The organism is Microbacterium marinum (assembly GCF_014204835.1).
GTDB lineage: Bacteria > Actinomycetota > Actinomycetes > Actinomycetales > Microbacteriaceae > Microbacterium > Microbacterium marinum.
In genome coordinates, this window is sequence record NZ_JACHMD010000001.1 from 2,893,750 (window position 1) to 2,916,591 (window position 22,842).

Below are 22,842 nucleotides of genomic sequence, written 5' to 3' on the forward strand. Positions count from 1 at the left end.
TTCTCTCCCTCCTGCTCGGCCCGCGACAACCGCGACTGCCGAGATCCACCGCGATCTCAGCTGAAGTTGCCTGGTATCAACGCGGGCAGCCGTGTCGATGGAAGCTGCGCCGCCGAAAACGATCGTTTCTGGTGAGGTCTCTCGGACTCTGTCGGCGGTGACGCCGGACGGAACCTGGCCATGAGTCAGTGGGCATAGTCGAAGACGACAATCACCTTCCCGTCGCCCGAGTAGAGGGAGGCGGTGTAGGTGGACAATTCCGACTCCTCCGCGTAATCGCTGAGCATCGCTTGGATCCGGTCGCGGTCGTCAGTGACATCTTCCAGGTGAGGGAAGTCGCTTGTGACCACGCGCCGCGACCCGCTGAGCTGACGTGCCCTGGAACCCGTGAGCCGATGCTTGCGCGTCAGGACAGAACCGTCGCCGATGCGCAGCGACTGCGGATTCTCGATCCACTCGATTCGCGTCGTTCGAGTCTTGTGTCTCCGACCGGCCCCGGCAATGTCTGACATCGCGCGCGGCAGATCGAGTCCGACCTTGTCCGGAGTGTCGATGGATGTCAGGAAGTGATTGGGGCCGGTTCGGCGACCGCCGAGAGGCCGCGTAGGTAGTGCGTTCCCACGAAGACGAGGGTGATTGTCCGGAGACGGTACCCGTAGGGAACGTCGTGCCACGTGGCGTCCGGTCGCACTTCGAGCATGTAGAGCCAGGGCGGGGAGACTTCGTCGAGGACGCCGATCCACGTTGCGTCGTACTTTTTGCTCCGCTCAATGCCGAACAACTGCCCTGAGCTGGTCAGTGATGCGAGCAGGCCGGGCGTCGTGTCGAGGTCCAGGTCTCGCGAGCCGTGGGGTTGCGCGGGCGGCCACTCCGGTTGTGTGCGTGCGAATGCGGACTCGAAGCTCGAGTCTTCGCGCACGCGCTGGATCTCGTCGATTCGGATCGCGACGTGTCCGTCGAAGAAGCCGCCATCCATTGTTTGTTGGATAAGCACCCAGCGCTTGCCGACGCTGACGATGAATCCTTCGACCGTCTGCGATGGGCGAGAGACGCGATCAATCCTGACGAGATTGGACCCGCGGACAGCTTCGCGGAGCTTGCGGCGAATGTTCTTTTTGCGCACGGCATCATCCTGACCGATGAAGCTACCGGCCGCTGCCTGAACCTGAGATGAGACCTATTGGCAGCGTGCCTCCGACACAGATCCACAGTGTCCGGGACACATCGGTGCGAACGATCGTTTTCCTTGCAGTCCCTCAGGCTGGTCGGCTCTAACGCTCGGGCAGACGCGCACGTCGTCGAAGTGCACCTAACGTAGCGAACCGTAGGAGGATCGGGGCATGAGTGCTGAAGCTCCCAGCGCACAGGCGGCTGATCTGGCCTCCTACGTCTGCTCGCACGTTCTCGATCGCTCTCGCCCTGTCCTTCTCGTCATCCGGGAGTATGACGGCGACTGGATCGCCGCCTGCGGTGGTGACGATCACGAACAGTCGTCCGAGTCCTGGTTCGTCGTCGGCTGGGGCCACGTTCTCGAATGGAATCCCGCAGTCGGGGACATAGAGACCCTCGAGCGGGGTGAGGAAGCAGAACGGTCTGCCGTGACCGCCCCGTGGGTGGTCAGCCGCCTTTCATGGTGCAACTTGTGAGAGTGCCTCGGAACGAACCATGCGCACGACCGATATCGCGAAAGCGGTCGCCAGAAACGATCGTTTTCGGCGGATGCTCTCGAGATGGTGAACTCGGGGCGCCGCAAACGGCAACCGCTACTGGGTCCTGGCCGACGCTTCTGGCGCGGCTATAACAGTGCGGGCTGGCGAAGACGGCCAGCTGTGCCGCTCACCTTTTGCGACGAGCGAGGAGGAGCAACCCCGCGTGAACGGCGGCGATGATCGCACCGCCAATGATCAGAACCAATCCCGCGAATGAGGATCCGAGAAGCAGGCCGATCAGCGCGAAGAGAATCCCCATCACCAATCCGCCCCACTTCTGTGAACCGGTCACGGTCGGTGGTCTCCGGGAGTCGTCTGCGGCGCGTCACGCTGTCTCAGTCGCACGAAGAGAATGAACCCCGGAATCAGGGCGATCGCGCCCCCGGCGACGAGCAGCCATCCCCACGGAAGGTCAAACACGATCGCCAGGCCGAAGCCCACGCCGACGCCTCCTCCGCCAATGAGGAGCAGGAGGATGACAATTAACCGTAGGGTCATTGGACGATGATGGCAGGTATACAGGCGTAGCGATCCCGTCACAATCGTCGAGCCAGTCCGCGGGCGGTGTCGAGGCCTATTGTTGCGGCCAATCCTGACCGAGGATTGCGGCCTCATTTGGGAGCTCCTTCGCATCTTTTGTCAGAGCCGCCGGCAACGCAGGGCAACCTACTCGGTGACCGTTTGCAGTTTTGCTATCGAGATCGATGTCCACGTCGACGCAGACAAAGTAGACGTACAGATATGAACCAAATCCCACACTGTCTGTAGTGCCCATCCGCACGAACAGGTGCACAGTGCCGCTAGCCCTCCCGGCGGCGACGCCGAGCACGATCGGGTCGCGGACGCCCGAGGCAGGGAAGGCAGCGAAACGCGCCTCGAGTTCCGCGGCGTCGACATTCTGCGCGAGTAGCCAGGGCAGACCAGTGGAGTCCCTATTCGCTGACGCGTCGTCAAGGCTGATCCCATTAGCGCGGACGAACTCATCCACGTCGCCGAACCGCCCAATCGCGAGTTCCGACCTCGCATCGTCGATAAGCGTGTCAACGGAGTAGATGATGCCTTTCTGCAGGCCAGCGTCTGTCGGATCTGCGGCGCAACCAACGACGATTCCAGTCAGGAGCGCGACCGACACTACGAGCGGGAGGCGAGCGCGCCAAGACCACGTCCCGGCAATCTCTCGCTGCGATCTCACGCGATCATCATTGCGCAAGGCGCGTCGGCCGGAAACGATCGTTTCTGGCGATCTCTCGCGACGCTCTCAATATGGCGCGCCGCAAACGCCACCCGTTACCGGGTTCTGGCGGACGTTTTCGGCTTGCCCGCGGTTGAGTGAGCCGGAATGATCCCCAATGACGAAACAGAGGGGCTCGGCATGCCGAACCCCTCTGTGCGTGATGTCGATGTCAATCGAAGCCGAATGAAGGCCCTCCCGACCAGCACACAGCACCGTTGGTCTTGATCACCGCTGCCTGTGCAGAGTTGGCTGGAACCCTCGCGGTTCCCGGCCCGACAACTCCAGGGATGGCACCAGTCCACGACTTCGTGCCGCCGGCGAGGGGGCCAAAGCCCGAAGTGCTCCAGTAGTTGTTGCTGATGAACCCGTATACGTTCACCCGCCAGTCGTACTCTGCGACAGAACCAGAGATGGCGAAGCTCGTGCTGAACGTCACGGTGTCGTTGCGGCTCTTGAACCCTGTAAGGGAGGAAGTGCCGCAGTTGCCGTAGACCGTTCCGCGGGCTTGCACCATCGACTCGGCTGCCGCCTCGTCGCGCTCCTGCTCCGCGATGGCCTCCGGCGTGACCGGCACCGAGTACTGCTCGCCGTTCTCGTCGGTCTCAATGCGATACCCGTGGGCTTCAGCGACCTCCGCATCGTAGGCCACGATGTCCAGGGGTGCCGTGTAGCTGTAGCTGCTCTCATCGTTGGTTGGTGTAGAGCCGTCGTCAGCGATCGCGGCCGTTGATGGCCCGATCGCGAGCGCCGCAATGACAGCGAATGTGGTTGCGGCCGTTCTTTTCTTCATTGAAATCCCCCCAATACATGCACCTCTGCCATAGAGGCGACTTGGGAGAATCTCCACCACTTTTATTGACCGGCCGCTAGGGCGTGTTGATCAAGAAGGTGCGGGGTGGCCAGCCGCCGCGAGTTGCGCGGGAGAATGGGCGTGTGAACCGCTCACCGTGTACTCGAACGAGGGGTGTGTGCAGTGCACGGCCACGATGCGCGCACTCGAAGCCGCCGGGATCGAGTGCGAGGTCGTCGACCTGTCAACCGATCCCGAGGCGCTGGCGAGGCTCAAGGCAGCCGGGTTCCTGCAGGCGCCCGTCGTGGAAACGGTCGATCAGTCATGGTCGGGGTTCCGTCCCGACAAGATCGACGACGTCGCCAAACGAGCAATATTGCCATCCGATGCAACGCGCGAAGCGCGATCGCCCGCGCGGTAGAGCCTGAGCTCAAGAAGGATGTCGAGGGGGCCGGGGGTCTCTGCGCCACTCTTGATCACCCAGAGTACTTCATTTGCATCAATGTTGTATTGGATGCATCATGAGGATGTGCTGGAAGTTGATCCATCGTCTGCGCAGCGGCTCGTCTCCGCGCGGAATGTCATTCATCTTGACCCTGAGGGAGCCGTGCTCGACGGGATGTTGAATGGGTGGCGAGCCCAGCAGATTGCTCGCTTCTTGAAGGCTCCGACGATTGCGGCGAGAGAGCGGCTCGTGCGCCGGTTCGTGGACTTCACGGGTATGTACCCGTGGCAATGGACGCCGGCGGAGGCGGAGGCGTGGATCAGTGAGCTGCGCTCGGGCGTGAAGCCGTTGCGGCTATCGACGCTGCGTGGATACGAGATCGACATCAAGATGTTCTGCGAGTACATCACTGATCCTCGATATCCCTGGCTGTCCGAGTGTGAAGCGCGTTTTGGCGCTGCACCCAGACAGGTGTTCCATGAGGACAACTCGATTGTGCATGTCAGCGAGTACGAGGGCGATGCCGCGCGGCGACCGTTGACATTCGACGAAGTCCAGGCGCTGTTCGATGCGGCCGACGGGCTCGCCGCACGGATCCTGTCGCGACGGCGAAAGGGTGCGGTTCAGGCCGTGCGGGACGCCGCGCTTCTCAAGTGCGTCTATGCGTTCGGGTTGCGAAGACGTGAGGCGGTCATGCTTGATCTCGTGGATCTCCGCCGCAACGCGAAGCTGCCGCACCTAGACCGATTCGGTGCACTGTCGGTGCGCCATGGCAAAGCGAGCCGCGGGGGCCCGTCGAAGCGGCGCACGGTGCTCACCGTTCCGGAGATGGGCTGGATCGCGGAGACGCTGGCGCACTACCTCGATGAGGTTCGGCCGGCGTTGTCGTCATCGTCGAGTTCGTCGCCTGCTCTGTGGGTGACCGAACGGGGCACGAGGCTGAGCAGGCGTGCGGCGAACGAAGCGTTCTGTACAGCTCGTGATGCCGCGGGGATCGACTCTTCGTTGGATCTGCATTCGTTGCGGCACTCGTACGTGACGCACCTGGTGGAGTTCGACTACCCGGAGCGGTTCATTCAGGAGCAGGTGGGGCACTCGTTTTCCTCGACGACCGCGATCTACGTCGGCGTCTCTAACGAGTACCGGAACCGGCTGCTCACCCAAGCTATTCACACCCGCTACGGCGCCGACTTCGAGGAGGCAGCACGGTGAAAGAGATGGACTACGTCTGGCATCTGCGAGCGAAGATGGCGGAGCGTGGAATGTTCGCCACGACGGACCTGCAGCCGCTGCTCGCTGAGCGTGGTGTCGCGCTCTCCCGGGAGCAGACCTACCGGCTGGTGACGGGTCAGCCGCAGCGCCTGAGCATGGTTACGCTGATCGCGCTGTGCGACATCCTTGAGTGCACACCCAACGACCTCATCGAACCCCGCATCGTCGAGGCGTCCGCCAGGAAGGCTTCCGGGGAAGTCATCCCGCGGAAGAGCCGAGTATCCGCCCGCCGAACGACGATCAATCGGCCCGGGCATTCGAAATGACCGTGGTGCCGGAGCATCCTTGCTCCGAGTGCGGAAGCCGCGCCCCGCGGGTGAAACGACTCCCCGACGGTGGAGGGCTCTGCCGACCGTGCTACAACGTCAGCCGACGTATGGAGTGCTCGCGCTGTGGTCGCATCCGTGCGCCCAGCGCTCGAGCCGAGGACGGCGCACCACTCTGCGGGCACTGCGCGCGCCCTAAGCGGGCGTGTGCGGGATGCGGCCGTGTCGATCACGTCACCGCCATCGTGGACGGTCAGGATCTCTGCCAGCGCTGCTACTCCGCACCGGTCAGAGCGTGCGGACAATGCGGACGGGAGCGACGCGTCGCAACCCGCCACCAGAATGGCGTAGCAGATCTGTGCCACAGCTGCTACCGCACCCCCATCGCCGAGTGCGCCATCTGCGGTGAGAAGCGCGCGGTTCATACGACCTGGCCCCTCGGGTCTATATGCGGCGTGTGCTATCGACGCGAGCTCCGCCACCCCGACGGCTGCGGGTCTTGTGGGCAGGTGAAAGCGCTCATCGGTCGCGATGACCGAGGGGAGCGCGTTTGCGGGCCGTGTGCAGGGTCGACGCGCGACTACGTCTGTGCCACGTGTGGCGCCCCGGGTGAGCAGCACTTCGAGAACACCTGCATCCGCTGCTCCGTCGTTCGAGCCGCCGGCGACCTCCTCGCGTCCGCGACGGGGGTGATCCCCGGGCGTTTGGCCGGGCTCCCGGACGCGCTCGTTTATCGAGGTCGCGTGGACTCGACCATGAGATGGCTGCTCAAGCCCACCCCGAGAGCTCTGCTCCGAGCGATCGGGTCGGAAGAGTCGATCACGCATGCGCGCGTTGACGCGTGTCCGCCTGGGCAGGCGCGACATCATCTCCGTGCGCTCCTGGTCGACGTCGGCGTTCTCCCGGTACGAGATGAGCAGACTGAGCGGCTCGAAACATGGGTCGACGAGTACCTGATCCAGCTTCCTTCACACCATGCCGCCGAGATCACTCCCTATGCACAATGGAAGGTGCTGCGGACTGTGCGGCGGCGGGCAGGACGCCGCCGTACCACGGTCGGTGTCGCAGATTCCGCGCGTGAACGGATCCGCGCGGCCGCGCGACTCCTGCAGCACGTCGAGCAAGAAGGGGCGGGCTTCTCCGCGCTGACACAGGAGGTCCTAGACCGGTGGGTCGGCGGCAACGCAGCCCGCACCGGCGACATCGCACCGTTCATCTCGTGGCTCAGGTCCACCGGCCAGTATCCGGGACTCCGCGTCGAGCGCGGACAGCAGGCCAGGCCGAGCGAGGTCAGCGGGGAGGACGAGCATCACGCTCTGGTCCGCACGTTTATCGCCGGGTCGGACGACACGGTGAGCCTCGCGACCAGGGTTGCCGCGCTGCTCGTGCTCCTTTACGGAGCTCGAACCGACCGCATCCACCGGCTCACCACTGTCGACACCAGTACAGCCGGAGGACGAACGTATCTCGCGCTATCGACAGAACCCATCGAGATCCCGAACTCGGTCGCTCAACTCTTCGCGCAGCTCGTGAAAGAAGCTGAGCAGAATCCGGGGGCGACTCGGCGAGCCGGTGAGGGATCGTATCTATTCCCATCTCCCCGACGACACCACGAGCCGATCCATCCCACGACCCTCGGACGGTGGATAGCGCGGGCCGGGGTCAGCCCGCGGATCGCCCGGAACTACGCCATGCTCGCCCTCGCTAGCGACCTCCCCGCCGCTATCGTGGCCGTTCAGATGGGAATCACGCCGCAGACAGCGAGCCGATGGTCGCAGTTCTCGCAACGCGACAATTCCGAGTTCGTCGCCGCGAGAGCAGATTTCCTCCCCCGCTGAGGGCACATCGGAGTGGGTTCAGGCAGCCGCGGCCCGAGAACTCCAAGCCGAGTCAATTCCTTCCAGGACGCTAACAATCAGGGACGCAGTGCGGCGCTGGGTCAAGTGTCCAGGGGGTGTCTCGTCTCGACGTCCCGCATGCGTCCGGCTAGAAGCGCGACGATGGCGAGCAGCGTCGGCGCGACGCCGGCCACGATGAAGATGGCTGGTATCGGCACGATCAGCGATAGGGGCCCGGCGATGGCGATCGAGACGGGCATGAACGCGATGGAGACAAAGAAGTCGAGACTGGCGACACGGCCGATCATTTCGGGTGGCACGAGGCGTTGAAGCAGTGTGCCCCAGATCACCACGCCGGCTCCTGTGGCAGCTCCGACCGCGAACAGTGTGGCGAGCATCACTATTAGGTTGTTGGCGAGGCCGATGAGCACGAGCGGGAGGGTTCCGCCGCCCCAGAGGCCGATCATCAGTGTCAGGTATCGCCGGGGCAGTTTGAGTGACGACACGATGAGCGATCCGATGGCGCCTCCGATTCCGTAGGCGGCGAGTAGTAGTCCGAACGTTGCTTCGGCGTCGTCGAATCGGTCGCGGGTGAGGAAGGGGAGAAGTACCTCGATTGGGCCCTGGATGATGAGCGCGAGGGATGATCCGAAGATCAGGGTCCATAGCAGCCAGCGGGTGCGGGCGACGTAGCGGACCCCGGCTTTGAGGTCGCCCCACACGCTCGTGCGTTGCTGCGACTGTTCCGGTTCGGTGGTTTCCTCCCGGCGGCTGAGGAACAGTGTGATGACGAACGCGACTGCGTAGGACGCGGCGACGATGACCGCTCCGATGGCGGGGAAGAACGCCCCGACGATGATCCCTCCGAGGGCGGGTCCGAGGCCCTGCCCCATCGAGGGCCGGAGAGCCCCTTCGAGCCCGTTTGCGGCGAGCAGTTGTTCGGGCGGTAGTACTTGGGGGAGGTAGGCGCTGTAGGCCGGGTAGAAGAACGCACTACCCGCGCCCATGGCGAACGAGGCGAGCCCGACATGCCACAACTCGATCGCGCCCGTGAGGGACAGCACCGCGACGGCGGCCATGACCGCCGCGGTGAGTCCCTGCACGGTGATGATGATCCGCCGCTTCGAGAAGCGATCGGCTACCACCCCGCCGAGGACCGAGAAAGCGAAGAGGCCGAGGCTGAGCCCGGTAGCGACGGCTGACAGGGCAAGGGGGCTGTCGTCGAGTGCGAGCACCTGAAACACCATGACGATGGTCCACATGCCGGTGCCGAAGACTTCGATACCGACGGCCGCGAACAGCAGCCGGTAGTCGCGGGTAGCGAGAGGGCGCAGCGCCCGCAGCCGGTCGGGAGTCTCGCGGGTCATACGAGCGCCTCGCTTTCGGTCGTAGCTTCCAGTTGCAGTGCCGGCCAGCCTTCGACGTCGCGGAGAAGCTGCCGGTCGTGGGTGGATACGACAACAGCCGCTTGGGTGGCGTTGAGCGCGTCGGTCAGTTCGTCGACGAGCGCGATCGATAGGTGGTTGGTCGGTTCGTCGAGCAAGAGCACGTGCGGCTTGGTGGCGAGCACCAGGGCCAGCTCGAGGCGCCGTTGCTGGCCCATCGACAGCTCACCTATCCGCTTGCTCGATTCGCGGGCGCGCAGGAGCCCGAGCTGCGAGAGACCGACTGCCTCACGCGATGGAACGAGCGCGTCGACGTGGGCTGCGTAGAACTCGCTCGCGCGACGATCCAGCGGCAGCTCCGACTCTTGGCGCAGAAAAGCGAGCCGCACGTTCTGCGGGCGACGAACGGTGCCGGTGTCCGGGCGGAGGTCTCCCGCTGCGACGCTCAGCAGTGTGGACTTGCCGGCCCCGTTGGGTCCGGTCACTACGAGACGCCCGCGGTGTGACAGAGAGAACGCCGCCGGGCGCGTAAGCCTGCCGGTCACGGTCACGTCCTCCACGCTCAACAGCACCGCTCCGGTTCGGGTCGCAAGCTCCGGGAAGCGAAACACTTGCGGCGGCTCGGGAACAGTCACCGCGTGCGCTTCGAGTTGCTCCTGCCGGCGATGCACGCTCTGCACGAGCCCGCCCGCGCGCGTGGCCCGTCCGTGCTTGTTGGTTCCCTTCTCTGGTCGCCACCCCGAGACGAGTCGGTTCTGCGCCGAGCTGAGACTGTCCTGCAGCCGCGCGAGCTCGGTCTGCTGTCGCTCGAATTCGTGCTCCCACCGTTCGCGCTCGGCGCGCCGGCCCTCGCGGTAGCCGGCATAACCGTTGCCGTACACGCGCACCCGGTCATCCGGGGTCGGGTCGAGGTCCACGATCGTCTCCGCGACGTCGGAGAGCAGCGCGCGATCATGGGTGACGACGACCACGCCGCCGTTTCGCGACCGCAGTTGCGTGGTCAGAAACTCGAGGCCGCTTCGATCGAGGTGATTTGTGGGTTCGTCGAGGAGCAGGAAATCGTCGTCGGCGCCGAGCAGGCACGCCAGACGGACTCGATAGCGCTGCCCGACGGAGAGGTCGTCCAGGCGCCGGGATGGCTCCGTTTCGGCGTCGAGTGCTTCCAACGCGATCTGCACCCGCCGTTCGGCATCCCACGCATCGAGGACTTCGGCGTGTTCCAATGCGGCGGCGTATCGTTCTTCGGCGCCGGGGACGCCTGCGGCGAGTGACACCGCGGCCGAATCGAGGGCCGCAACGGCGGCGAGCGGCTGCGCGATCGCTTCCGCGACCGCCTGGCCCACTGTGCGGTTGCCGCCGGTCGGCATCTCTTGTTCGGCTATGCCGACCGTCCCGAGTCGCTGCACTACTCCGCTGTCCGGGGTGAGAGCGCCGCTGAGGACGTGCAGGAGCGTCGACTTCCCCCGGCCGTTCTCGCCCACGATCGCTACTCGCGAGGTGGCCGTGACCGTGAGGTCGACGTGGCTGAGGACGGGGGTGGCTCCGCGCGTTACGGAGACGTCGGAGGCGATGAGCTGCGCGCGATGGCGCGCTGGTAGAGGGGTGTTGAGGGAGAGCATTCGTATCCTTCGGAAACGACGCACCGCACGGCTATGAAGCGTGCGAGGGTGCGCAAGGTGACGGCGACCCGTGCAGGGTCGAGAACGAGCGGCCGCCGCAGGCTCGGATGACTCAACGAGCGCGGTAGGCCTTACTCAGCCGTCACAGGAAGTACAAATGCACATTCCGAGTGTATCGAACGACGTGATCAGAGCAACCACCGAAGAGACTCCGCCTGGAGTTTGTGGCTCTCGTCAGCGGGACGCGCCTGCCCGGAGATCTCCGCAACAGAGGAGAGGTACAAGCCCACCACACTCGGCGGACGACGATCTGCTAGCTGTTGCTGGCCATGAGGTTGTTGACGTTCTTTGGGGGTGGCGACGCAGACGGCTACGATGAGGCGTATGTCGAGCCCTGAATCGGACACTCAGGGGCTTTCGGTCACGCCGTCAGCCCCTCACCTCCGCTGAGCCCCTAGCTCTCTGCCGTTCAGTGCTGCGCGCAGCACGACATTCGGGTGTCCTTTGGGCGCTGACCGTGGTGACGAGACGTTCTCTTGTTCGTACTCTCGCTTCGGAGCTATCTCGATGCCTTTTGCTCTCTATCTTCTTGCCCTGGTGGTCTTCGCCATGGGTACTTCCGAATTCATGCTCGCCGGCCTCGTGCCGGACATCTCCGCATACTTCGCCGTTTCCGTGGGGACAGCTGGTCTCCTGACATCGGCGTTCGCGGCAGGGATGGTGATCGGCGCACCTGCGATGGCCGCGCTCACTCGTCGCCTCCCCGTGAAAGCGACACTCTTGGGTTGTGTGATCGTGTTCGCGCTGTCCCATGTCGTCGGGGCACTCACACCGGACTTCACTGTTCTGTTCATCACGCGTGTGATCGCGGCGGTCGTCAACGCAGGCTTCTTGGCGGTCGCGCTGGGTGCGGCGACGAAACTCGTGGCACCCGACGCCAAAGGTCGGGCCGTGGCGATTCTGCTGGCGGGCACCACCGTCGCAACCGTCGCCGGCGTGCCCGCGGGTACTCTGCTTGGTACGGCACTCGGCTGGCAGTCGACGTTCTGGGCGATCGCTCTTCTCTGCGTCCCCGCTGCGATCGGCATCGCCGCGGGCTTCACCGCTCAAGCTGACGACTCGCCAAGGGAGGAGTCGTTCTCGACCTCGCTGCGGGTGGAGCTAGCCCAGCTTGCCTCCCCGCGCCTCCTTCTGACGATGCTGCTGGCTGCCCTGGTGAACGCCGGAACCTTCGCGACGCTGACCTTCCTTGCGCCGATTGTTACGGATACCGCCGGCATGAGCCAGTGGTGGGTGTCGGTAGCGCTTGTGCTCTTCGGCGTCGGCTCCTTCATCGGAGTCACCGTTGCGGGACGCCTGTCGGATGCCCGACCCGGAATCGTCATCGTGGGCGGTGGAAGCGTTCTTGTGCTCGGGTGGGTCGCGTTGGCGCTCTTCGCGACGAACCCCGTTGCCCTGCTCGGGCTCGTATTCGCTCAGGGGGTGTTGGGGTTCGCTGTCGGGAGCACGCTGATCACGCGAGTGCTCTATGCGGCGGCGAGTGCGCCCACCATGGCGGGTTCGTATGCGACCGCGGCACTCAACGTCGGTGCAGCAGCAGGTCCAGTCCTCGCCGCTGCCGCACTCGGTGTAATGCCCGGCGCGCTCGGGCCGGTGTGGGTGGCCGTCATCGTAACCGCAGCCGCATTGCTGCTCGCAATTCCCGTTCTTCGACTGGTCGCACCCGCCGAGAGAGAAGTGGTCAAGTGACGCATGCGAACTCGCCATTGACGGTCGAGGGTCGTCGCCGACTTATCGAACGCTGTCGGACTCGACCCCTCGCGCATGTCGCCGCCGAGATGGGCATCTCCCGAGCCACCGCATCCAAATGGGTCGGACGATACCGCCGATTCGGTGAGGTCGGCTTGCATGATCGTGCGTCTACCCCAATCCGTCAGCCAACGGCAACGCGGAACGAAGTCGTGGTGATGATCGAAGCCATGCGACGCCATCACAAGTGGTCAGCCTCACGTATCGCGTTCGAGCTGGATCAGCGTGGCATTTCCGTCAGCCGCCGCACGGTCACGCGCCTACTCGCACACCTCGGGCTGAATCGCCGGAAGATCATCGACCCGACCGGTGCAACGAACCGAGAACCGCAGAAGATCGTCGCTGAGCGCCCCGGACACATGATGCACATCGACGTGAAGAAGACAGGACGCATCCCGGACGGCGGCGGCTGGCGCGTGCACGGCAAGGGCAGCATCGAAGCAAAGAAGGTCGCGCGGACGAAGAAGAGAGGTGCCAAGACTGGATACGTGTTTCTCCACTCTGCGATCGACGGATACTCCCGACTCGCCTACACGGAAGCACTGTCCGATGAGAAAGCAGTGACCGCAGTTGCGTTCCTCGATCGCGCGAGAGCATGGTTCGCCGCGCACGGCATCACCCACATTGAGCGCATCGTGACCGACAATGGCGCCTGCTACCGGGCCAGCGCATTCGCTGCTGCCATGGGCGAGAGCCGACACCAGCGCATCACGCCCTACACGCCGCGACACAACGGAAAGATCGAACGCTACAACCGCATCCTCGCCGAGGAGTTCCTCTACGCACGCACCTGGCGCTCAGAACACGAACGCGCCGCAGCACTCGATGTCTGGAACCAGCACTACAACTACCACCGACCCCACGGCGCACACGACGGACAACCACCCGCACTGGCGACGCCGACGCACGTCAACAACGTGCTGGCCTCATACAGCTAGCTGTCGCTCAAAGGCATGAGCGGATCGACGTGCTTGCGAATAGCGCAACCCTCAATATTGACTCTCCGCCGGTCAAGAAGCGAGCTGCTCGATGAGGGCGGGGGCGGTCGCCGACGGTCCGCTGCTGCTCACGCCGGCGGAGGCCGCGGAGGCGCTGCGAGTCGACCTGTCCGAACTTCGGACGATGCGAGCAGCTGGCGCGGGACCCGACTTCTACGACGTCGGGCGAGGGCTCATCCGGTACGTGCGGGAGAGCGTGGTGGCAGCGATGAGTGAGTCGGATTGATCGACGGCCTCTACTGCATCACTTGGACGGCGACATGGGGAGGATTACCTCATTCATCCAACTGAGTGTCGACAGGGAACCATGAGCTCCCCTAGAGTCCCAGACGACGGCCGCCATTAGGACGGCTTCCTGGGGGGGAACATGACATCATCAAGACTTGGTGTACAACTAGGCGTCGCCGCGATCGCAGCCTCGTTCTTTCTTCTGCCAACGCCAGCCGCCGCTGAGACGTTCGCATGTGATGAGGCTGTGGAATCCGGGCAGATTTGGGCTAGCGAGCTGGATGAGGTAGCTAATTGCACCGATCTAGGCGACCTGATCATCCGAGACGATGCCTCGGGTGTCGGCGCTGTGCTTCCGGAAAGGGGGACTTCGGTCACTTACAGCGCCACATCGGCAGAGCCGGGGGTGGAAGTCCCCGAATTCACGGTCGCTCAATCTGAAGACGGAGAGATCGCCACGCTCTCGATGACGCATGACGCCGTCGAGATCCAGGGTTCACCCTCGGTAGCCGCGGAGTTTTCGCTGGCCGAGAACCCTGTCTTCGACCCCGTGGTGACTCCATTGGCAACCAGCCCGAAATGCGACAGCTACGCGTACTCAATCTCAAATGAACGCTGGCTCTCCACAGCAAAGTGGTGGTACAAAACTCCCAGCTTCGGCGGCCAGGCGCGAGTTGCGGGCGCGTTCACTGCCATGGCAGACGGCATCGGAGCATGCGGTCAAAACAAGCCAAACAGCGCCGCGCACGCATATCAAGGCACCACGAGCACGTCAGCCAACATCAACGATTCACTCTGCCTTGCTAACGACCTCAAGAACGTCCTCGATGGCGGCCCGCTTTCCAGCGGGACACTCGCGGGCACATGCACATGGCGCACATCCGGCCAAATCATCAACGCAGATATCAGAATCGACACTTCCAGCCGCTCTTGGTACACCGGTTCGTCAGTCACAGGATGCTCCGGCGCCTACGACCTGCAGGGAGTGATGACCCACGAAGCCGGTCACTTTTTCGGCCTGAACCATGTAGCTCTAGCGACCCAGCAGGTCATGATGCCTGAGTCACCCACCTGCCTCACTTCACAGCGCAAGCTCGGCAACGGAGACCTGGCCGGAATGAAGGCGAGATACCCGTGAGTAAACGAGTGGCAATAGTGCTCGGAATCGTTGTCGTAGTCGTTGTCGCAGCACTCGTTGCGCTTTACGTGACGGGCAACCTGGGCAACCGGATAGTGCCCTGAACGAACGACCAGCGATCGTATCCCGTATAGCGTCTTCCTGTGGGCGTTGCGAGTCAACGTGTCCTGACTCCGGCGACGTGGGCCTCCGGCCAAGGTCCACCTTTCGTCACGTCGGCCCTGGGCTTCCCTCGCTGCATGTCGCGGGCGCGACGAATCCGGCGAGGCGCTCCTCTCTCCAGAACCCCAATTGTGGCTTCCGCACGGACCGACCGCGGCGAGAGCGCCGATGAAGACCTCCCATGTCTCGATCAGTCCGTCCATGGCTGGATAGAGTCCGAGGACGAATCGGCGCACCACGCCGACCACAATCCAAGCGAGAATCTAGGCCAAGTGGTGGAGGCGGCGACCCGAGCTCCCGAGGAAGACGCGACATTTGCCTCGACCGGGCTTAGCCCGGTCGGTCCACCTCTTCGCCGTCAGCGCTCTAGGGTGGCGTCGTCAGTACGACCCTGACGTGCTCCGCGACTGGGCGTCCGTCTCAGTGCCTGCACAGACGCTGTCGGCACGAGGGTTCGCTCCGCACCAACGCGAGTCATATCGACGGCCAGCGACGGCTCTGCGCGGCGCCCCTCCGCCTCGGCCTTGCGAGCCTCTTCGGTTGTCGTCCGGTAGACGCGGTAGCGGCTGACGGCGGGGGTCGCCTCAGCGAGAGCGCGGGCCGCGGCTTCGGGCTTCGACCTGCCGCCTGGGCCGTCGAACACGTCTCGCGCGTACTCGCTGGGAACCCATCGCCCGCCCAACGAATCGCCTCCGTCCAAGGCTGCTGTGTACGCGTACTCCCACCGCGCGCGGATCCGCTCTTCCGAGAGCTCATAGGGCACCTCGACGTCGATCACGCGAACGTCGTAGCCGGCCGCGTGGAGGCGCTGCCCGAGCGCGAGCGCGTCGGACTCGTTGCTGAGGACGGTGTCGATGACGATGTTGTCGCCCGCGGCGATCGCATCAGTGCGCAAGCTCTTGGCGAGGTGGGATGACTCCTCGTGTACGAGGGATGCCAGCTCGAGCGGATAGAACCTCTCCCTCTCCGCCTCGCGTTCCCGGATGGCATCAGGTACGAGCCACTGGTCGTAGCTCCCATCCGCCTGCGCCTCACTCAGAAGCGATCGTTTGAACTCGTCCGCGTCGATCACGAGGTACTTTCCGCGGTACTCTCCGAGCACGTGCTCGAGGACGGTGCTCTTGCCGGCGCCCGGAGGCCCGGCGAGCACGATCGCGCGGCGCTGCTGCTCGACGTCGGGAGCGGCGTCGCGAGTCTCCTGGAGCAATCGCGTGTGCAGCCGCAGGCGCGAGGGAGTCGGTTCGCCGTCGATCCACCACGCGGGGTTGTTCGTCGTTGCCGTGGGGGCGTTCGGCGCGAGTGCCTGCCCAGGCTTAGACAGCTCGCGCACCGTCTCCATGTGGCGAGTAACTGCGTCAGAAGCCACGCGCTATGGCCTCCGTGCGCGGCGGGTATCGCCGGTCTTCAAGATGCGACCAGTAGTCGCATCCTTCCCGTGCACACTGGACACGTTGTTCGTCCCGCCCATGCTGGCCGTGAGGCCGTTCCTTCCGTGCACGGAAAGCTCTCCCCCGCCGTTCTTGCCGGCTACCTCCCGGCCTCGTTGGACGGCAGCGGCCTGGGTTACGTGACTCGACGCAACATCAGGCTCGATGCCGTGCCGGCGGTTGAACACCTCTTCGTAGACGTCGTCCTCGATGAGTCCGCGGCGTGCGGCGTCACTGACCTCCGACCACGTGCCGGCGGGGTCGACGATCAACGAGTCGTACCCGTCCGTCTGCCCGCCCTTCACGTAGGGGAACCGAGTGAGCTCGTCGACGAGCTTTGCGCGGTCGATGAAGCCGGCGGCGTAGCGCTGGCAAATCTCGTAGGGAGTGGCACCGGAGAATCCGTCGAGCGGCATCGTCACCTTCGATGCGGTGCGGAGCGCGCTGAGCACGGACGGCTGCGCGATCCCGAGCCACCTGGCGATGTCGCGCTGGCTGTATCCGCACTGCTCGAGGCGTCGCAGTTCGCGTCGGTAGTCCAGCTCGTCGATTTCCTTCCGGCGGCGTGCGAGAACTGCCGCGCGCGCCTCGGCGGGAATCTCTGCGATCGTCATGGCGACCACCTCCTATAGAACATTCTATCAGGGGGTGATAGGTAGCGCTATCGGTCAAGAGCTCGTCGCACGCTGGTGGCTCCGACTCCGAGAACGCGGGCGATACTCGCCCAACTCTGCTGCTCTGCACGCATGCGCTCGGCGGTCGCGATCCGTTCGGGCGTCATGACGCTCGGGCGGCCGCCGACGCGGCCCTGGCTGCGGGCGTAGTCGAGGCCGCGTGTCGTGTTGTCTCGGATCGTGTCGACGCGGAGCTGCGCGAAGACGGCGACGATTCCGTAGAGGGCGCGGCCCATGGGCGTGGTGGTGTCGATCATGGGCTCGGTAAGGCTGACGATGTTCACCTGGCGTGCGTCGAGGATCCAGGTGCTGCATATCGAGGATTGCCCGAATTGGCAGGAGGCGGGCGATCGAGTACGGCTGGTGCTCGACTCGATCGGACGGGGCGATGTTCCGGTGGAGTTCGTGTTGATCCGCACCGAGGCTGAGGCGGTGAGCTCTGGTTTCGCGGGCTCGCCCACGATTCTTCTGGACGGTCAGGACTTGTTCCCGTCCCAGGGGAACACTGCCGACTTGGCGTGCAGGGTCTATCTGACCGAGCGCGGCTTTGCGGGTGCGCCGACGGTGGGACAGCTTGAGCGCACGCTGCAGGAGCGCGAAGCGCTCAGCGGAGATCGGTCTTGATCCAGATCAGCGCCGCGGCGAGGCTGACGGCGGCTCGGTAGTTGCGGGCGAGTTTCTCCGAGCGCATCGCGATGCCGCGCCACTGCTTGAGACGGTTGAAGCGGCGTTCTACGACGTTGCGTCCCTTGTAGCGTTCCTTCTGCTTGTCGCCGAAAGCGATCGGCCGGCCCGGCTTCTTGCGGCGGTGCGCGATCTGGTCGTCCCGCTCGGGGATGGTCGCCGCGATCCTCCGGTCGCGGAGCCAGGCGCGGTTCGCCCTTGAGGGGTACCCCTTGTCGGCGAGCACCCGGTCGGGGCGGGTGCGGGGGCGGCCCTTCCCGTCGCGGGGAACGCGGATGTTCTCCAGCACCGCGCTCATCATCGTGGTGTCGTTGATGTTCCCGGCGGTGATCATCATGCTCAGCGGCCGGCCGCGGCCGTCGCAGACCAGGTGCAGCTTGGTCGTCAGCCCGCCGCGGGAGCGTCCGATCCCGTGATCAGGCGGCTCGGACCACGGATTCTTGTGATTCGGCACAGCCCCCTGTGTCCCGGGCGAGGGTCGCGCCGTGCTGATGCACGCGCGCGATCGTGGAGTCGATCGAGACGACCCAGTCGATTTCCCCAGCGGCGTCGGCCTGCTTCTGCACCTCGGTGAGCAGCTTCTGCCAGGTGCCGTCCCCGGCCCACCGGTTGAACCGCTTGTAGATCGAGTTCCACTTCCCGAACCGTTCCGGAACGTCACGCCACGGCGCACCGGTCCGGTACTTCCACGCCATCCCCTCGATAGCGAGCCGGTGATCCGTCCACGGCCGCGACCGACCGGTCACCGTCGGCATCAACGGCTCCATCACGGCCCACACCTCGTCAGAGATCTCCTGTCGCGTCACCGTTCAAGACTCACCCACCGAGGAGCGGAACCTCTTGATCAACACGCCCTAGGTGGTTCGTGGATGCCCATGACTGCAGGAATCGCCGCCGCGGGCTTCTTGCTGTGGGTGTTGCGGAGGCGCAGCACCGGCAGCACGAAGACGACCGGTGACTGCTGCACGCCTGACATCAACCAAGGCCCCTCTTCACGCGCGGATGCCTCCTTGGCACCTATGGCACCTGTGGCACCGGCTACCTCCGCCGGGGGGTCAGGTACGTGACCGGGGCGTTGGGTCTGGCCTTTGTCACCGGAATGCTCGCGACTGTGAATCCGTGCGGATTCGCGATGCTTCCGACCTATCTGGCGTACTTCATCAGCTCCGGCACCAGCGACCCTGGCGGTCCTGATACTGGTAAAGGTGCCGGGCCCAAGCGGCCCCTGCTGGCGGGGCTTTGGGCAGGCGTTGCGCTGAGCGGCGGATTTGCCCTGGTATTTGTGACCGCCGGTCTGCTCATGGCGGTCGGACTACGGTCCATTGCCTTCGCCCTGCCATGGGCCGCAGCACTCATGGGCGCCGTGATCGTCATTGCCGGTCTCGGCATGCTGTTGGGTTGGCAGCTGCCCGGGACGCGCGTGAATTTGAACCGATTCCTCAGGGCAGCCGGGACCGGCTCGGGACTCAAAGGGGTCTTCAGCTACGGTGTGGCTTACGCGGTAGCTGCGCTTTCGTGCAGTCTGGCCCTGTTGCTCGCTGTCGTGGCGCAAGCTGTGTCCACGGGGAGTCTGCTCGGGCTGCTGGCCGTGTTCGCCGCCTACGCCGCGGGTTCATCGGTCGTGCTGATTCTTCTCTCCTTGGGCGCTGCGGTGGCGCGCGACGCAGTGGCCCGCCATGTGCGCCGGCTGCTGCCCTACATCAACCGCCTCGGCGGGGTGGCATTGATCCTGGCCGGAATCTACCTGCTGCTCTACTGGGTTCCGGCTCTCAGCGGAGGGCGGGCCGGCGGGCTCCTAAGCCCGGCCGTCACCGCGGCCAGCGCAGGATTGTCCGGGTTCATCACGGACACGTGGCCGGTCATCACAATCGCGGCCGTGCTCGCCATCCTCGCCGTGGCCGTTGTGTCCCTGCGCCGCCGCAGCACCACAAGAACCCGAAGCGCCGACACCAATACGAGTCTCAACCCCGAACTTAACGGCCGCTTCGACGGCGGGTCGGCAGCCGGTCACATTATCGCCGATGCCGGTACGGATGCGTGCTGTGCCCCTGCAATCACTGATCCGGTCATCGACCGCAGCCAACAGCAAGGAACCCCATGACAGTCACCAGGAATCGCCGGACCATCCTCAGCATCACGGCGCTGATGGCGGTCGCGATTCTCGTGGTGGTCCTCGCCCTCACGGCGCTGAACCGGGGGGCCGGAGCTGGCACGACTACAGGCGGAGCCAGTGGAAACGGTGTGGAGAGGATTGAGACGACCTCCACGGAGGGCGAACCCGTCGCCGTGCCCGGGGAACGACCCACAGTCCTGTACTTCATGGCGAGCTGGTGCTTCACCTGTGTCCCTCAAGCAGAAAGCATGAAGGAGCTGGAAGCCGAGTACGCCGACCGGGCACAGTTCGTGGCCGTCGACGTGACACCTGAGAACACGAAAGCCGAGGTCGACGCTTTCCGTGAACTGGCAGGATTCCCCGAGCACCCCTATGTCGTCGATCAGACCGGCCAGCTGTCCAAGAAGTACGAGATTATTTCGCTGGACTCGACCGTGGTCATCGCCCCGGACAGTGAAGTCCTTGCCCGTGCTGATGCGCAACCGATGAGGACCGAGGCCCTGCAGACGTTCCTCGAGGAGACTCTGCCCTGACCGCAGGACCACCACCAGGGAACCCTCCGGTGAGAGGCAATGCAGTTCCAAGGGGGTGAGTCAACCACGGCCCGCTGCCCGTCGTCCGTTCAGAGAACCCTTGACCTTCCCCCGTAGGGGAAGGTGCAGACTGAAGATCAACCACTGGAAAACCAGCCATCAGCTTCTGCCGTCACGCAATGAACCGGTGCCCGATGGCAGTGTAGGGAGATTCGCATGAGCGAGGCAGTACCGCATTTCGATCTGGCGATCATCGGTTCCGGTGGTGGCGCGTTCGCTGCCGCGATCAGGGCAACGAACCTCGACAAACGGGTCGTCATGATCGAACGCGGGGCCGTGGGCGGGACCTGCGTGAACACCGGATGCATCCCCTCCAAGGCTCTGCTCGCCGCAGCCGAGGCACGCCACACCGCCCAGGACGCCGGCAGGTTCCCCGGCCTCACCGCCACCGCGGGACCCGTGGACATGGAAGCACTCATCGCGGGAAAGCGCGCCTTGGTGGAGAACGTGCGCTCCGATAAGTACGTGGACCTCGTCGCGGACTACGGGTGGGAGCTGCGCCACGGCAATGCTGTATTCACCGGCACCGCCGCGGACCCTGCGCTGGAGGTCACCGCGCAGGACGGGACCAGGGAGACGATCACGGCCGCCCACTATCTGGTCGCGACCGGCTCCACCCCGTGGGCCGCACCGATCAATGGTCTGGACACGGTCGATTACCTGACATCGACCACGGCCATGGAACTCGACGAGGTACCCGAGTCCTTGCTGGTCATCGGCGGCGGGTACGTCGCCCTGGAACAGGCCCAACTCTTCGCCCGCCTCGGCTCGAAGGTCACCATGCTGGTGCGCTCTCGCCTGGCATCGGGTGAGGAACCCGAAGCATCCAGGGCATTGATGAGCGTCTTCGCCGACGAGGGCATCCGGGTCATCCGCCGCTCCACCGTCTCCTCCATCACCCAGGACACGGACGGCGGCATTGCCGCCCAGGCCGACATCGCCGGCGGGCGCGAAACCCTCCGGGCCTCCAAGGTCCTCATCGCCACGGGTCGGCGCCCGGTCACCGACGGGCTAAACCTGGCCGGGGTGAGCGTGAAGACCGGGGACAAGGGGGAAGTCGTCGTCGAGGACACCCTGGTGAGCTCTAACCCACGCGTTTGGGCTGCGGGGGACGTGACCGGGCACCCCGAATACGTGTACGTCGCCGCATCCCACGGCACCCTGATGGTCGACAACGCCTTCAGCGACGCCGGCCGCGCCGTGGACTACAGCCACCTGCCCCGCGTCACGTTCACCAGCCCTAACCTCGCGGTTGTCGGCATGACCGACAAGCAGGCAAGAGACGCCGGGATCAGGTGCGAATGCCGGGTTGTACCGCTGGAACATGTACCCCGCGCCCTGGTGAACCGGGACACCCGCGGATTCATCAAGATGGTCGCGGACGCCGACACCGGCAGGATCGTCGGTATCACTGCTGTCGCGAAGGAAGCCGGTGACCTCGCTGCAACGGGCGTGTACATCCTGCAGGCCGGGATGACCGTCGATCAGGTCGCGAACCTGTGGAGCCCGTACCTGACCATGGCCGAGGGCATCAAGATCGTCGCCCAGTCCTTCAGGACGGATGTCTCTAAACTCTCCTGCTGCGCCGCCTGAACACCTGAACCACCCATCAAGAAGCACTGACACACCATGCATTGAAAGGAAAGACTGCGATGAACAGCATCAGCGAGGTCACTGACCGGCTCGCGTCCAACGAGACGGGGATGGAGCCCTGGCTGTGGATGCCCCTACTGAAACTCCTCGCCCTGGGCGACCCGGTCGACGTGAGCGACCTCGCCGCGGCGACCGGCCGTGCCGGGGAGGAAGTCCGCACTGCCCTCAAGGCGATGGGCGACACGGAGTACGACGGGTCCGGGCGGATCATCGGGCAGGGCCTGACGCAGCGCCCCACGCAGCACCGGTTCGAGGTAAACGGTGAGCAACTCTACACCTGGTGCGCGCTGGACACCCTGATCTTCCCGACCCTGCTGGGCGCATCCGCGCGTATCGAATCCTCACATCAGGCCACAGGCACCCCGGTACGGGTGGCTGTCACAGCGATGGGTGTCACCAGCGTGGAGCCGGCCACCGCCGTGGTGTCCCTGGTGAACCCGGAGGACATCAGCTCCGTCCGCTCATCATTCTGCAACCAGGTCCACTTCTTCGCCTCACCCGAGGAAGCCGCGCCCTGGCTCGAAACCCACCCCGGCGGCACCATCATGCCTGTCAAAGAGGCCTACGAACTCGGATCCTCCATGGCTGAGAAGATGCTCACCCACACACCAGGGCCCGCCACCGACCAGGTAAGCAACGGCGTCCAAAGCTGCGCCTGCTGAACCAACCGACCACCCACCACTACCCGCCGGACCACCACTGGCAACTGGAGGGCTTGCACGGGTTCAGTACCGGTGCAGGAGGCGGGCCGGGGCCGGTGCGAGATGTTGACGAAGGACCGGAAAGAGCCGGGAAAGATCCGCTG

At 64.7% G+C, this 22,842-nt stretch carries 27 protein-coding genes; 15 read left to right on the forward strand and 12 right to left on the reverse strand.

From position 1 onward, the window contains the following. Positions 1–185: 185 nt before the first annotated feature. Both BKA24_RS14265 and BKA24_RS14270 read right to left on the reverse strand, forming a co-directional pair. Positions 186–512 (reverse strand): hypothetical protein, encoded by a 327-nt coding sequence (locus BKA24_RS14265; protein ID WP_184219668.1) that lies wholly within the window; start codon positions 510–512, stop codon positions 186–188. Positions 513–559: 47 nt separating this feature from the next. Beyond that, positions 560–976, reverse strand: a complete 417-nt coding sequence (locus tag BKA24_RS14270; RefSeq protein WP_184219671.1) for a hypothetical protein — start codon at positions 974–976, stop codon at positions 560–562. Between BKA24_RS14270 and BKA24_RS14275 the strand changes: the two genes are divergently transcribed. Both BKA24_RS14275 and BKA24_RS14280 read left to right on the forward strand, forming a co-directional pair. Beyond that, positions 950–1,174: a hypothetical protein gene (locus BKA24_RS14275; RefSeq protein WP_184219674.1), complete on the forward strand. Its 225-nt coding sequence runs from the start codon at positions 950–952 to the stop codon at positions 1,172–1,174. The genes BKA24_RS14270 and BKA24_RS14275 overlap by 27 nt on opposite strands. Positions 1,175–1,340: 166 nt before the next feature. Continuing rightward, on the forward strand, positions 1,341–1,646 hold the full coding sequence (locus BKA24_RS14280; RefSeq protein WP_184219677.1) for a hypothetical protein: 306 nt from the start codon (positions 1,341–1,343) through the stop codon (positions 1,644–1,646). Positions 1,647–1,836: 190 nt separating this feature from the next. Here the strand turns inward: BKA24_RS14280 and BKA24_RS14285 are convergent, their stop codons facing one another. The 4 genes from BKA24_RS14285 to BKA24_RS14300 form a co-directional block, all read right to left on the reverse strand. After that, positions 1,837–2,001 carry a hypothetical protein gene (locus tag BKA24_RS14285; protein ID WP_184219680.1) on the reverse strand — a complete coding sequence of 55 codons (165 nt, stop codon included), beginning with the start codon at positions 1,999–2,001 and terminating at the stop codon, positions 1,837–1,839. After that, on the reverse strand, positions 1,998–2,207 hold the full coding sequence (locus BKA24_RS14290; protein WP_184219683.1) for a hypothetical protein: 210 nt from the start codon (positions 2,205–2,207) through the stop codon (positions 1,998–2,000). The genes BKA24_RS14285 and BKA24_RS14290 overlap by 4 nt, the downstream gene beginning before the upstream one ends. Before the next feature lie 76 nt (positions 2,208–2,283). Next, positions 2,284–2,901, reverse strand: a complete 618-nt coding sequence (locus tag BKA24_RS14295) for a hypothetical protein (protein WP_184219685.1) — start codon at positions 2,899–2,901, stop codon at positions 2,284–2,286. A 211-nt stretch (positions 2,902–3,112) separates the two neighbouring features. Beyond that, positions 3,113–3,733: a hypothetical protein gene (locus tag BKA24_RS14300; protein ID WP_184219688.1), complete on the reverse strand. Its 621-nt coding sequence runs from the start codon at positions 3,731–3,733 to the stop codon at positions 3,113–3,115. Between the two features lie 157 nt (positions 3,734–3,890). Here BKA24_RS14300 and BKA24_RS14305 point away from each other — a divergent pair, with 157 nt between their 5' ends. The 4 genes from BKA24_RS14305 (at position 3,891) to BKA24_RS14320 (ending at position 7,554) form a co-directional block, all read left to right on the forward strand. Then, a complete protein-coding gene (locus BKA24_RS14305) occupies positions 3,891–4,154 on the forward strand; it encodes a glutaredoxin domain-containing protein (protein WP_343066136.1) in 264 nt (87 codons plus the stop codon). Positions 4,155–4,247: 93 nt separating this feature from the next. Beyond that, positions 4,248–5,390, forward strand: a complete 1,143-nt coding sequence (locus BKA24_RS14310; RefSeq protein ID WP_071330019.1) for a tyrosine-type recombinase/integrase — start codon at positions 4,248–4,250, stop codon at positions 5,388–5,390. A 50-nt stretch (positions 5,391–5,440) separates the two neighbouring features. Continuing rightward, positions 5,441–5,716 carry a helix-turn-helix domain-containing protein gene (locus BKA24_RS14315; RefSeq protein ID WP_246367108.1) on the forward strand — a complete coding sequence of 92 codons (276 nt, stop codon included), beginning with the start codon at positions 5,441–5,443 and terminating at the stop codon, positions 5,714–5,716. Positions 5,717–6,459: 743 nt separating this feature from the next. Then, positions 6,460–7,554: a hypothetical protein gene (locus BKA24_RS14320; protein WP_071329987.1), complete on the forward strand. Its 1,095-nt coding sequence runs from the start codon at positions 6,460–6,462 to the stop codon at positions 7,552–7,554. A gap of 101 nt (positions 7,555–7,655) precedes the next feature. Here the strand turns inward: BKA24_RS14320 and BKA24_RS14325 are convergent, their stop codons facing one another. Continuing rightward, a complete protein-coding gene (locus BKA24_RS14325; protein ID WP_071329986.1) occupies positions 7,656–8,921 on the reverse strand; it encodes an MFS transporter in 1,266 nt (421 codons plus the stop codon). Continuing rightward, the gene (locus tag BKA24_RS14330) at positions 8,918–10,558 is read right to left on the reverse strand and encodes an ABC-F family ATP-binding cassette domain-containing protein (RefSeq protein ID WP_184219691.1); all 1,641 of its coding nucleotides are present in this window, start codon (positions 10,556–10,558) and stop codon (positions 8,918–8,920) included. The genes BKA24_RS14325 and BKA24_RS14330 overlap by 4 nt, the downstream gene beginning before the upstream one ends. Before the next feature lie 567 nt (positions 10,559–11,125). On the opposite strand from BKA24_RS14330, the gene BKA24_RS14335 reads away from it, so the two are divergent. From BKA24_RS14335 to BKA24_RS14350, 4 genes are all read left to right on the forward strand, one after another. Further along, positions 11,126–12,307 (forward strand): Cmx/CmrA family chloramphenicol efflux MFS transporter, encoded by a 1,182-nt coding sequence (locus tag BKA24_RS14335; protein WP_019157638.1) that lies wholly within the window; start codon positions 11,126–11,128, stop codon positions 12,305–12,307. Continuing rightward, complete coding sequence (locus BKA24_RS14340; protein ID WP_184219694.1) at positions 12,304–13,305, forward strand: IS481 family transposase; 1,002 nt, start codon at positions 12,304–12,306, stop codon at positions 13,303–13,305. Before BKA24_RS14335 ends, BKA24_RS14340 begins: the two co-directional genes overlap by 4 nt. 91 nt (positions 13,306–13,396) lie before the next feature. Further along, positions 13,397–13,591: a MerR family transcriptional regulator gene (locus BKA24_RS14345; protein WP_184219697.1), complete on the forward strand. Its 195-nt coding sequence runs from the start codon at positions 13,397–13,399 to the stop codon at positions 13,589–13,591. A 141-nt stretch (positions 13,592–13,732) separates the two neighbouring features. Beyond that, positions 13,733–14,731 (forward strand): matrixin family metalloprotease, encoded by a 999-nt coding sequence (locus tag BKA24_RS14350; protein ID WP_184219700.1) that lies wholly within the window; start codon positions 13,733–13,735, stop codon positions 14,729–14,731. Positions 14,732–15,251: 520 nt separating this feature from the next. On the opposite strand, the gene BKA24_RS14355 is transcribed toward BKA24_RS14350, so the two are convergent. Genes BKA24_RS14355 through BKA24_RS14365 form a run of 3 tightly spaced genes read right to left on the reverse strand, consistent with a single transcriptional unit; the run spans position 15,252 to position 17,251 of the window. Next, positions 15,252–16,232 (reverse strand): zeta toxin family protein, encoded by a 981-nt coding sequence (locus BKA24_RS14355; RefSeq protein ID WP_184219703.1) that lies wholly within the window; start codon positions 16,230–16,232, stop codon positions 15,252–15,254. A 30-nt stretch (positions 16,233–16,262) separates the two neighbouring features. Further along, complete coding sequence (locus BKA24_RS14360) at positions 16,263–16,934, reverse strand: DUF2188 domain-containing protein (RefSeq protein ID WP_184219706.1); 672 nt, start codon at positions 16,932–16,934, stop codon at positions 16,263–16,265. A gap of 47 nt (positions 16,935–16,981) precedes the next feature. Next, positions 16,982–17,251 carry a recombinase family protein gene (locus BKA24_RS14365; RefSeq protein WP_221417334.1) on the reverse strand — a complete coding sequence of 90 codons (270 nt, stop codon included), beginning with the start codon at positions 17,249–17,251 and terminating at the stop codon, positions 16,982–16,984. Between BKA24_RS14365 and BKA24_RS14370 the strand changes: the two genes are divergently transcribed. Continuing rightward, positions 17,229–17,618, forward strand: coding sequence for a hypothetical protein (locus BKA24_RS14370; RefSeq protein WP_343066137.1), 390 nt, complete (start codon positions 17,229–17,231; stop codon positions 17,616–17,618). The genes BKA24_RS14365 and BKA24_RS14370 overlap by 23 nt on opposite strands. Here BKA24_RS14370 and BKA24_RS14375 read toward each other — a convergent pair. After that, positions 17,599–18,445, reverse strand: a protein-coding gene (locus tag BKA24_RS14375) for an IS5 family transposase (protein WP_246367438.1) whose coding sequence is annotated in 2 segments (ribosomal slippage) — positions 17,599–18,138 and positions 18,140–18,445 — 846 coding nt in all. Because the reading frame shifts where the segments join, the coding sequence is not laid out codon by codon here. The two genes, BKA24_RS14370 and BKA24_RS14375, sit on opposite strands and share 20 nt — an antisense overlap. A gap of 296 nt (positions 18,446–18,741) precedes the next feature. Between BKA24_RS14375 and BKA24_RS14380 the strand changes: the two genes are divergently transcribed. From BKA24_RS14380 to merB, 4 genes are all read left to right on the forward strand, one after another. Continuing rightward, positions 18,742–19,779 (forward strand): cytochrome c biogenesis protein CcdA, encoded by a 1,038-nt coding sequence (locus BKA24_RS14380; protein WP_184219712.1) that lies wholly within the window; start codon positions 18,742–18,744, stop codon positions 19,777–19,779. Next, positions 19,776–20,324 (forward strand): TlpA family protein disulfide reductase, encoded by a 549-nt coding sequence (locus tag BKA24_RS14385; protein WP_184219717.1) that lies wholly within the window; start codon positions 19,776–19,778, stop codon positions 20,322–20,324. The genes BKA24_RS14380 and BKA24_RS14385 overlap by 4 nt, the downstream gene beginning before the upstream one ends. Positions 20,325–20,540: 216 nt before the next feature. Continuing rightward, positions 20,541–21,977: a mercury(II) reductase gene (merA, locus tag BKA24_RS14390; protein WP_184219721.1), complete on the forward strand. Its 1,437-nt coding sequence runs from the start codon at positions 20,541–20,543 to the stop codon at positions 21,975–21,977. 59 nt (positions 21,978–22,036) lie between these two features. Next, entirely contained in the window at positions 22,037–22,699 is a 663-nt protein-coding gene (merB, locus tag BKA24_RS14395) for an organomercurial lyase MerB (protein ID WP_135948798.1), read from the forward strand. Positions 22,700–22,842 lie beyond the last annotated feature (143 nt).

Bases quoted from the DNA above. Each gene is read 5' to 3' on its own strand.
- BKA24_RS14270 (WP_184219671.1), bottom strand. From the start codon at position 976: ATGGATGGCGGCTTCTTCGACGGACACGTCGCGATCCGAATCGACGAG.
- BKA24_RS14335 (WP_019157638.1), top strand. From the start codon at position 11,126: ATGCCTTTTGCTCTCTATCTTCTTGCCCTGGTGGTCTTCGCCATGGGT.
- merA (WP_184219721.1), top strand. From the start codon at position 20,541: ATGAGCGAGGCAGTACCGCATTTCGATCTGGCGATCATCGGTTCCGGT.
- BKA24_RS14360 (WP_184219706.1), bottom strand. From the start codon at position 16,934: ATGACGATCGCAGAGATTCCCGCCGAGGCGCGCGCGGCAGTTCTCGCA.
- BKA24_RS14310 (WP_071330019.1), top strand. From the start codon at position 4,248: ATGCATCATGAGGATGTGCTGGAAGTTGATCCATCGTCTGCGCAGCGG.
- BKA24_RS14345 (WP_184219697.1), top strand. From the start codon at position 13,397: ATGAGGGCGGGGGCGGTCGCCGACGGTCCGCTGCTGCTCACGCCGGCG.
- BKA24_RS14385 (WP_184219717.1), top strand. From the start codon at position 19,776: ATGACAGTCACCAGGAATCGCCGGACCATCCTCAGCATCACGGCGCTG.
- BKA24_RS14365 (WP_221417334.1), bottom strand. From the start codon at position 17,251: ATGATCGACACCACCACGCCCATGGGCCGCGCCCTCTACGGAATCGTC.
- BKA24_RS14370 (WP_343066137.1), top strand. From the start codon at position 17,229: ATGGGCGTGGTGGTGTCGATCATGGGCTCGGTAAGGCTGACGATGTTC.
- merB (WP_135948798.1), top strand. From the start codon at position 22,037: ATGAACAGCATCAGCGAGGTCACTGACCGGCTCGCGTCCAACGAGACG.
- BKA24_RS14265 (WP_184219668.1), bottom strand. From the start codon at position 512: ATGTCAGACATTGCCGGGGCCGGTCGGAGACACAAGACTCGAACGACG.
- BKA24_RS14325 (WP_071329986.1), bottom strand. From the start codon at position 8,921: ATGACCCGCGAGACTCCCGACCGGCTGCGGGCGCTGCGCCCTCTCGCT.
- BKA24_RS14290 (WP_184219683.1), bottom strand. From the start codon at position 2,207: ATGACCCTACGGTTAATTGTCATCCTCCTGCTCCTCATTGGCGGAGGA.
- BKA24_RS14280 (WP_184219677.1), top strand. From the start codon at position 1,341: ATGAGTGCTGAAGCTCCCAGCGCACAGGCGGCTGATCTGGCCTCCTAC.
- BKA24_RS14315 (WP_246367108.1), top strand. From the start codon at position 5,441: ATGTTCGCCACGACGGACCTGCAGCCGCTGCTCGCTGAGCGTGGTGTC.
- BKA24_RS14355 (WP_184219703.1), bottom strand. From the start codon at position 16,232: ATGGAGACGGTGCGCGAGCTGTCTAAGCCTGGGCAGGCACTCGCGCCG.
- BKA24_RS14330 (WP_184219691.1), bottom strand. From the start codon at position 10,558: ATGCTCTCCCTCAACACCCCTCTACCAGCGCGCCATCGCGCGCAGCTC.
- BKA24_RS14300 (WP_184219688.1), bottom strand. From the start codon at position 3,733: ATGAAGAAAAGAACGGCCGCAACCACATTCGCTGTCATTGCGGCGCTC.
- BKA24_RS14350 (WP_184219700.1), top strand. From the start codon at position 13,733: ATGACATCATCAAGACTTGGTGTACAACTAGGCGTCGCCGCGATCGCA.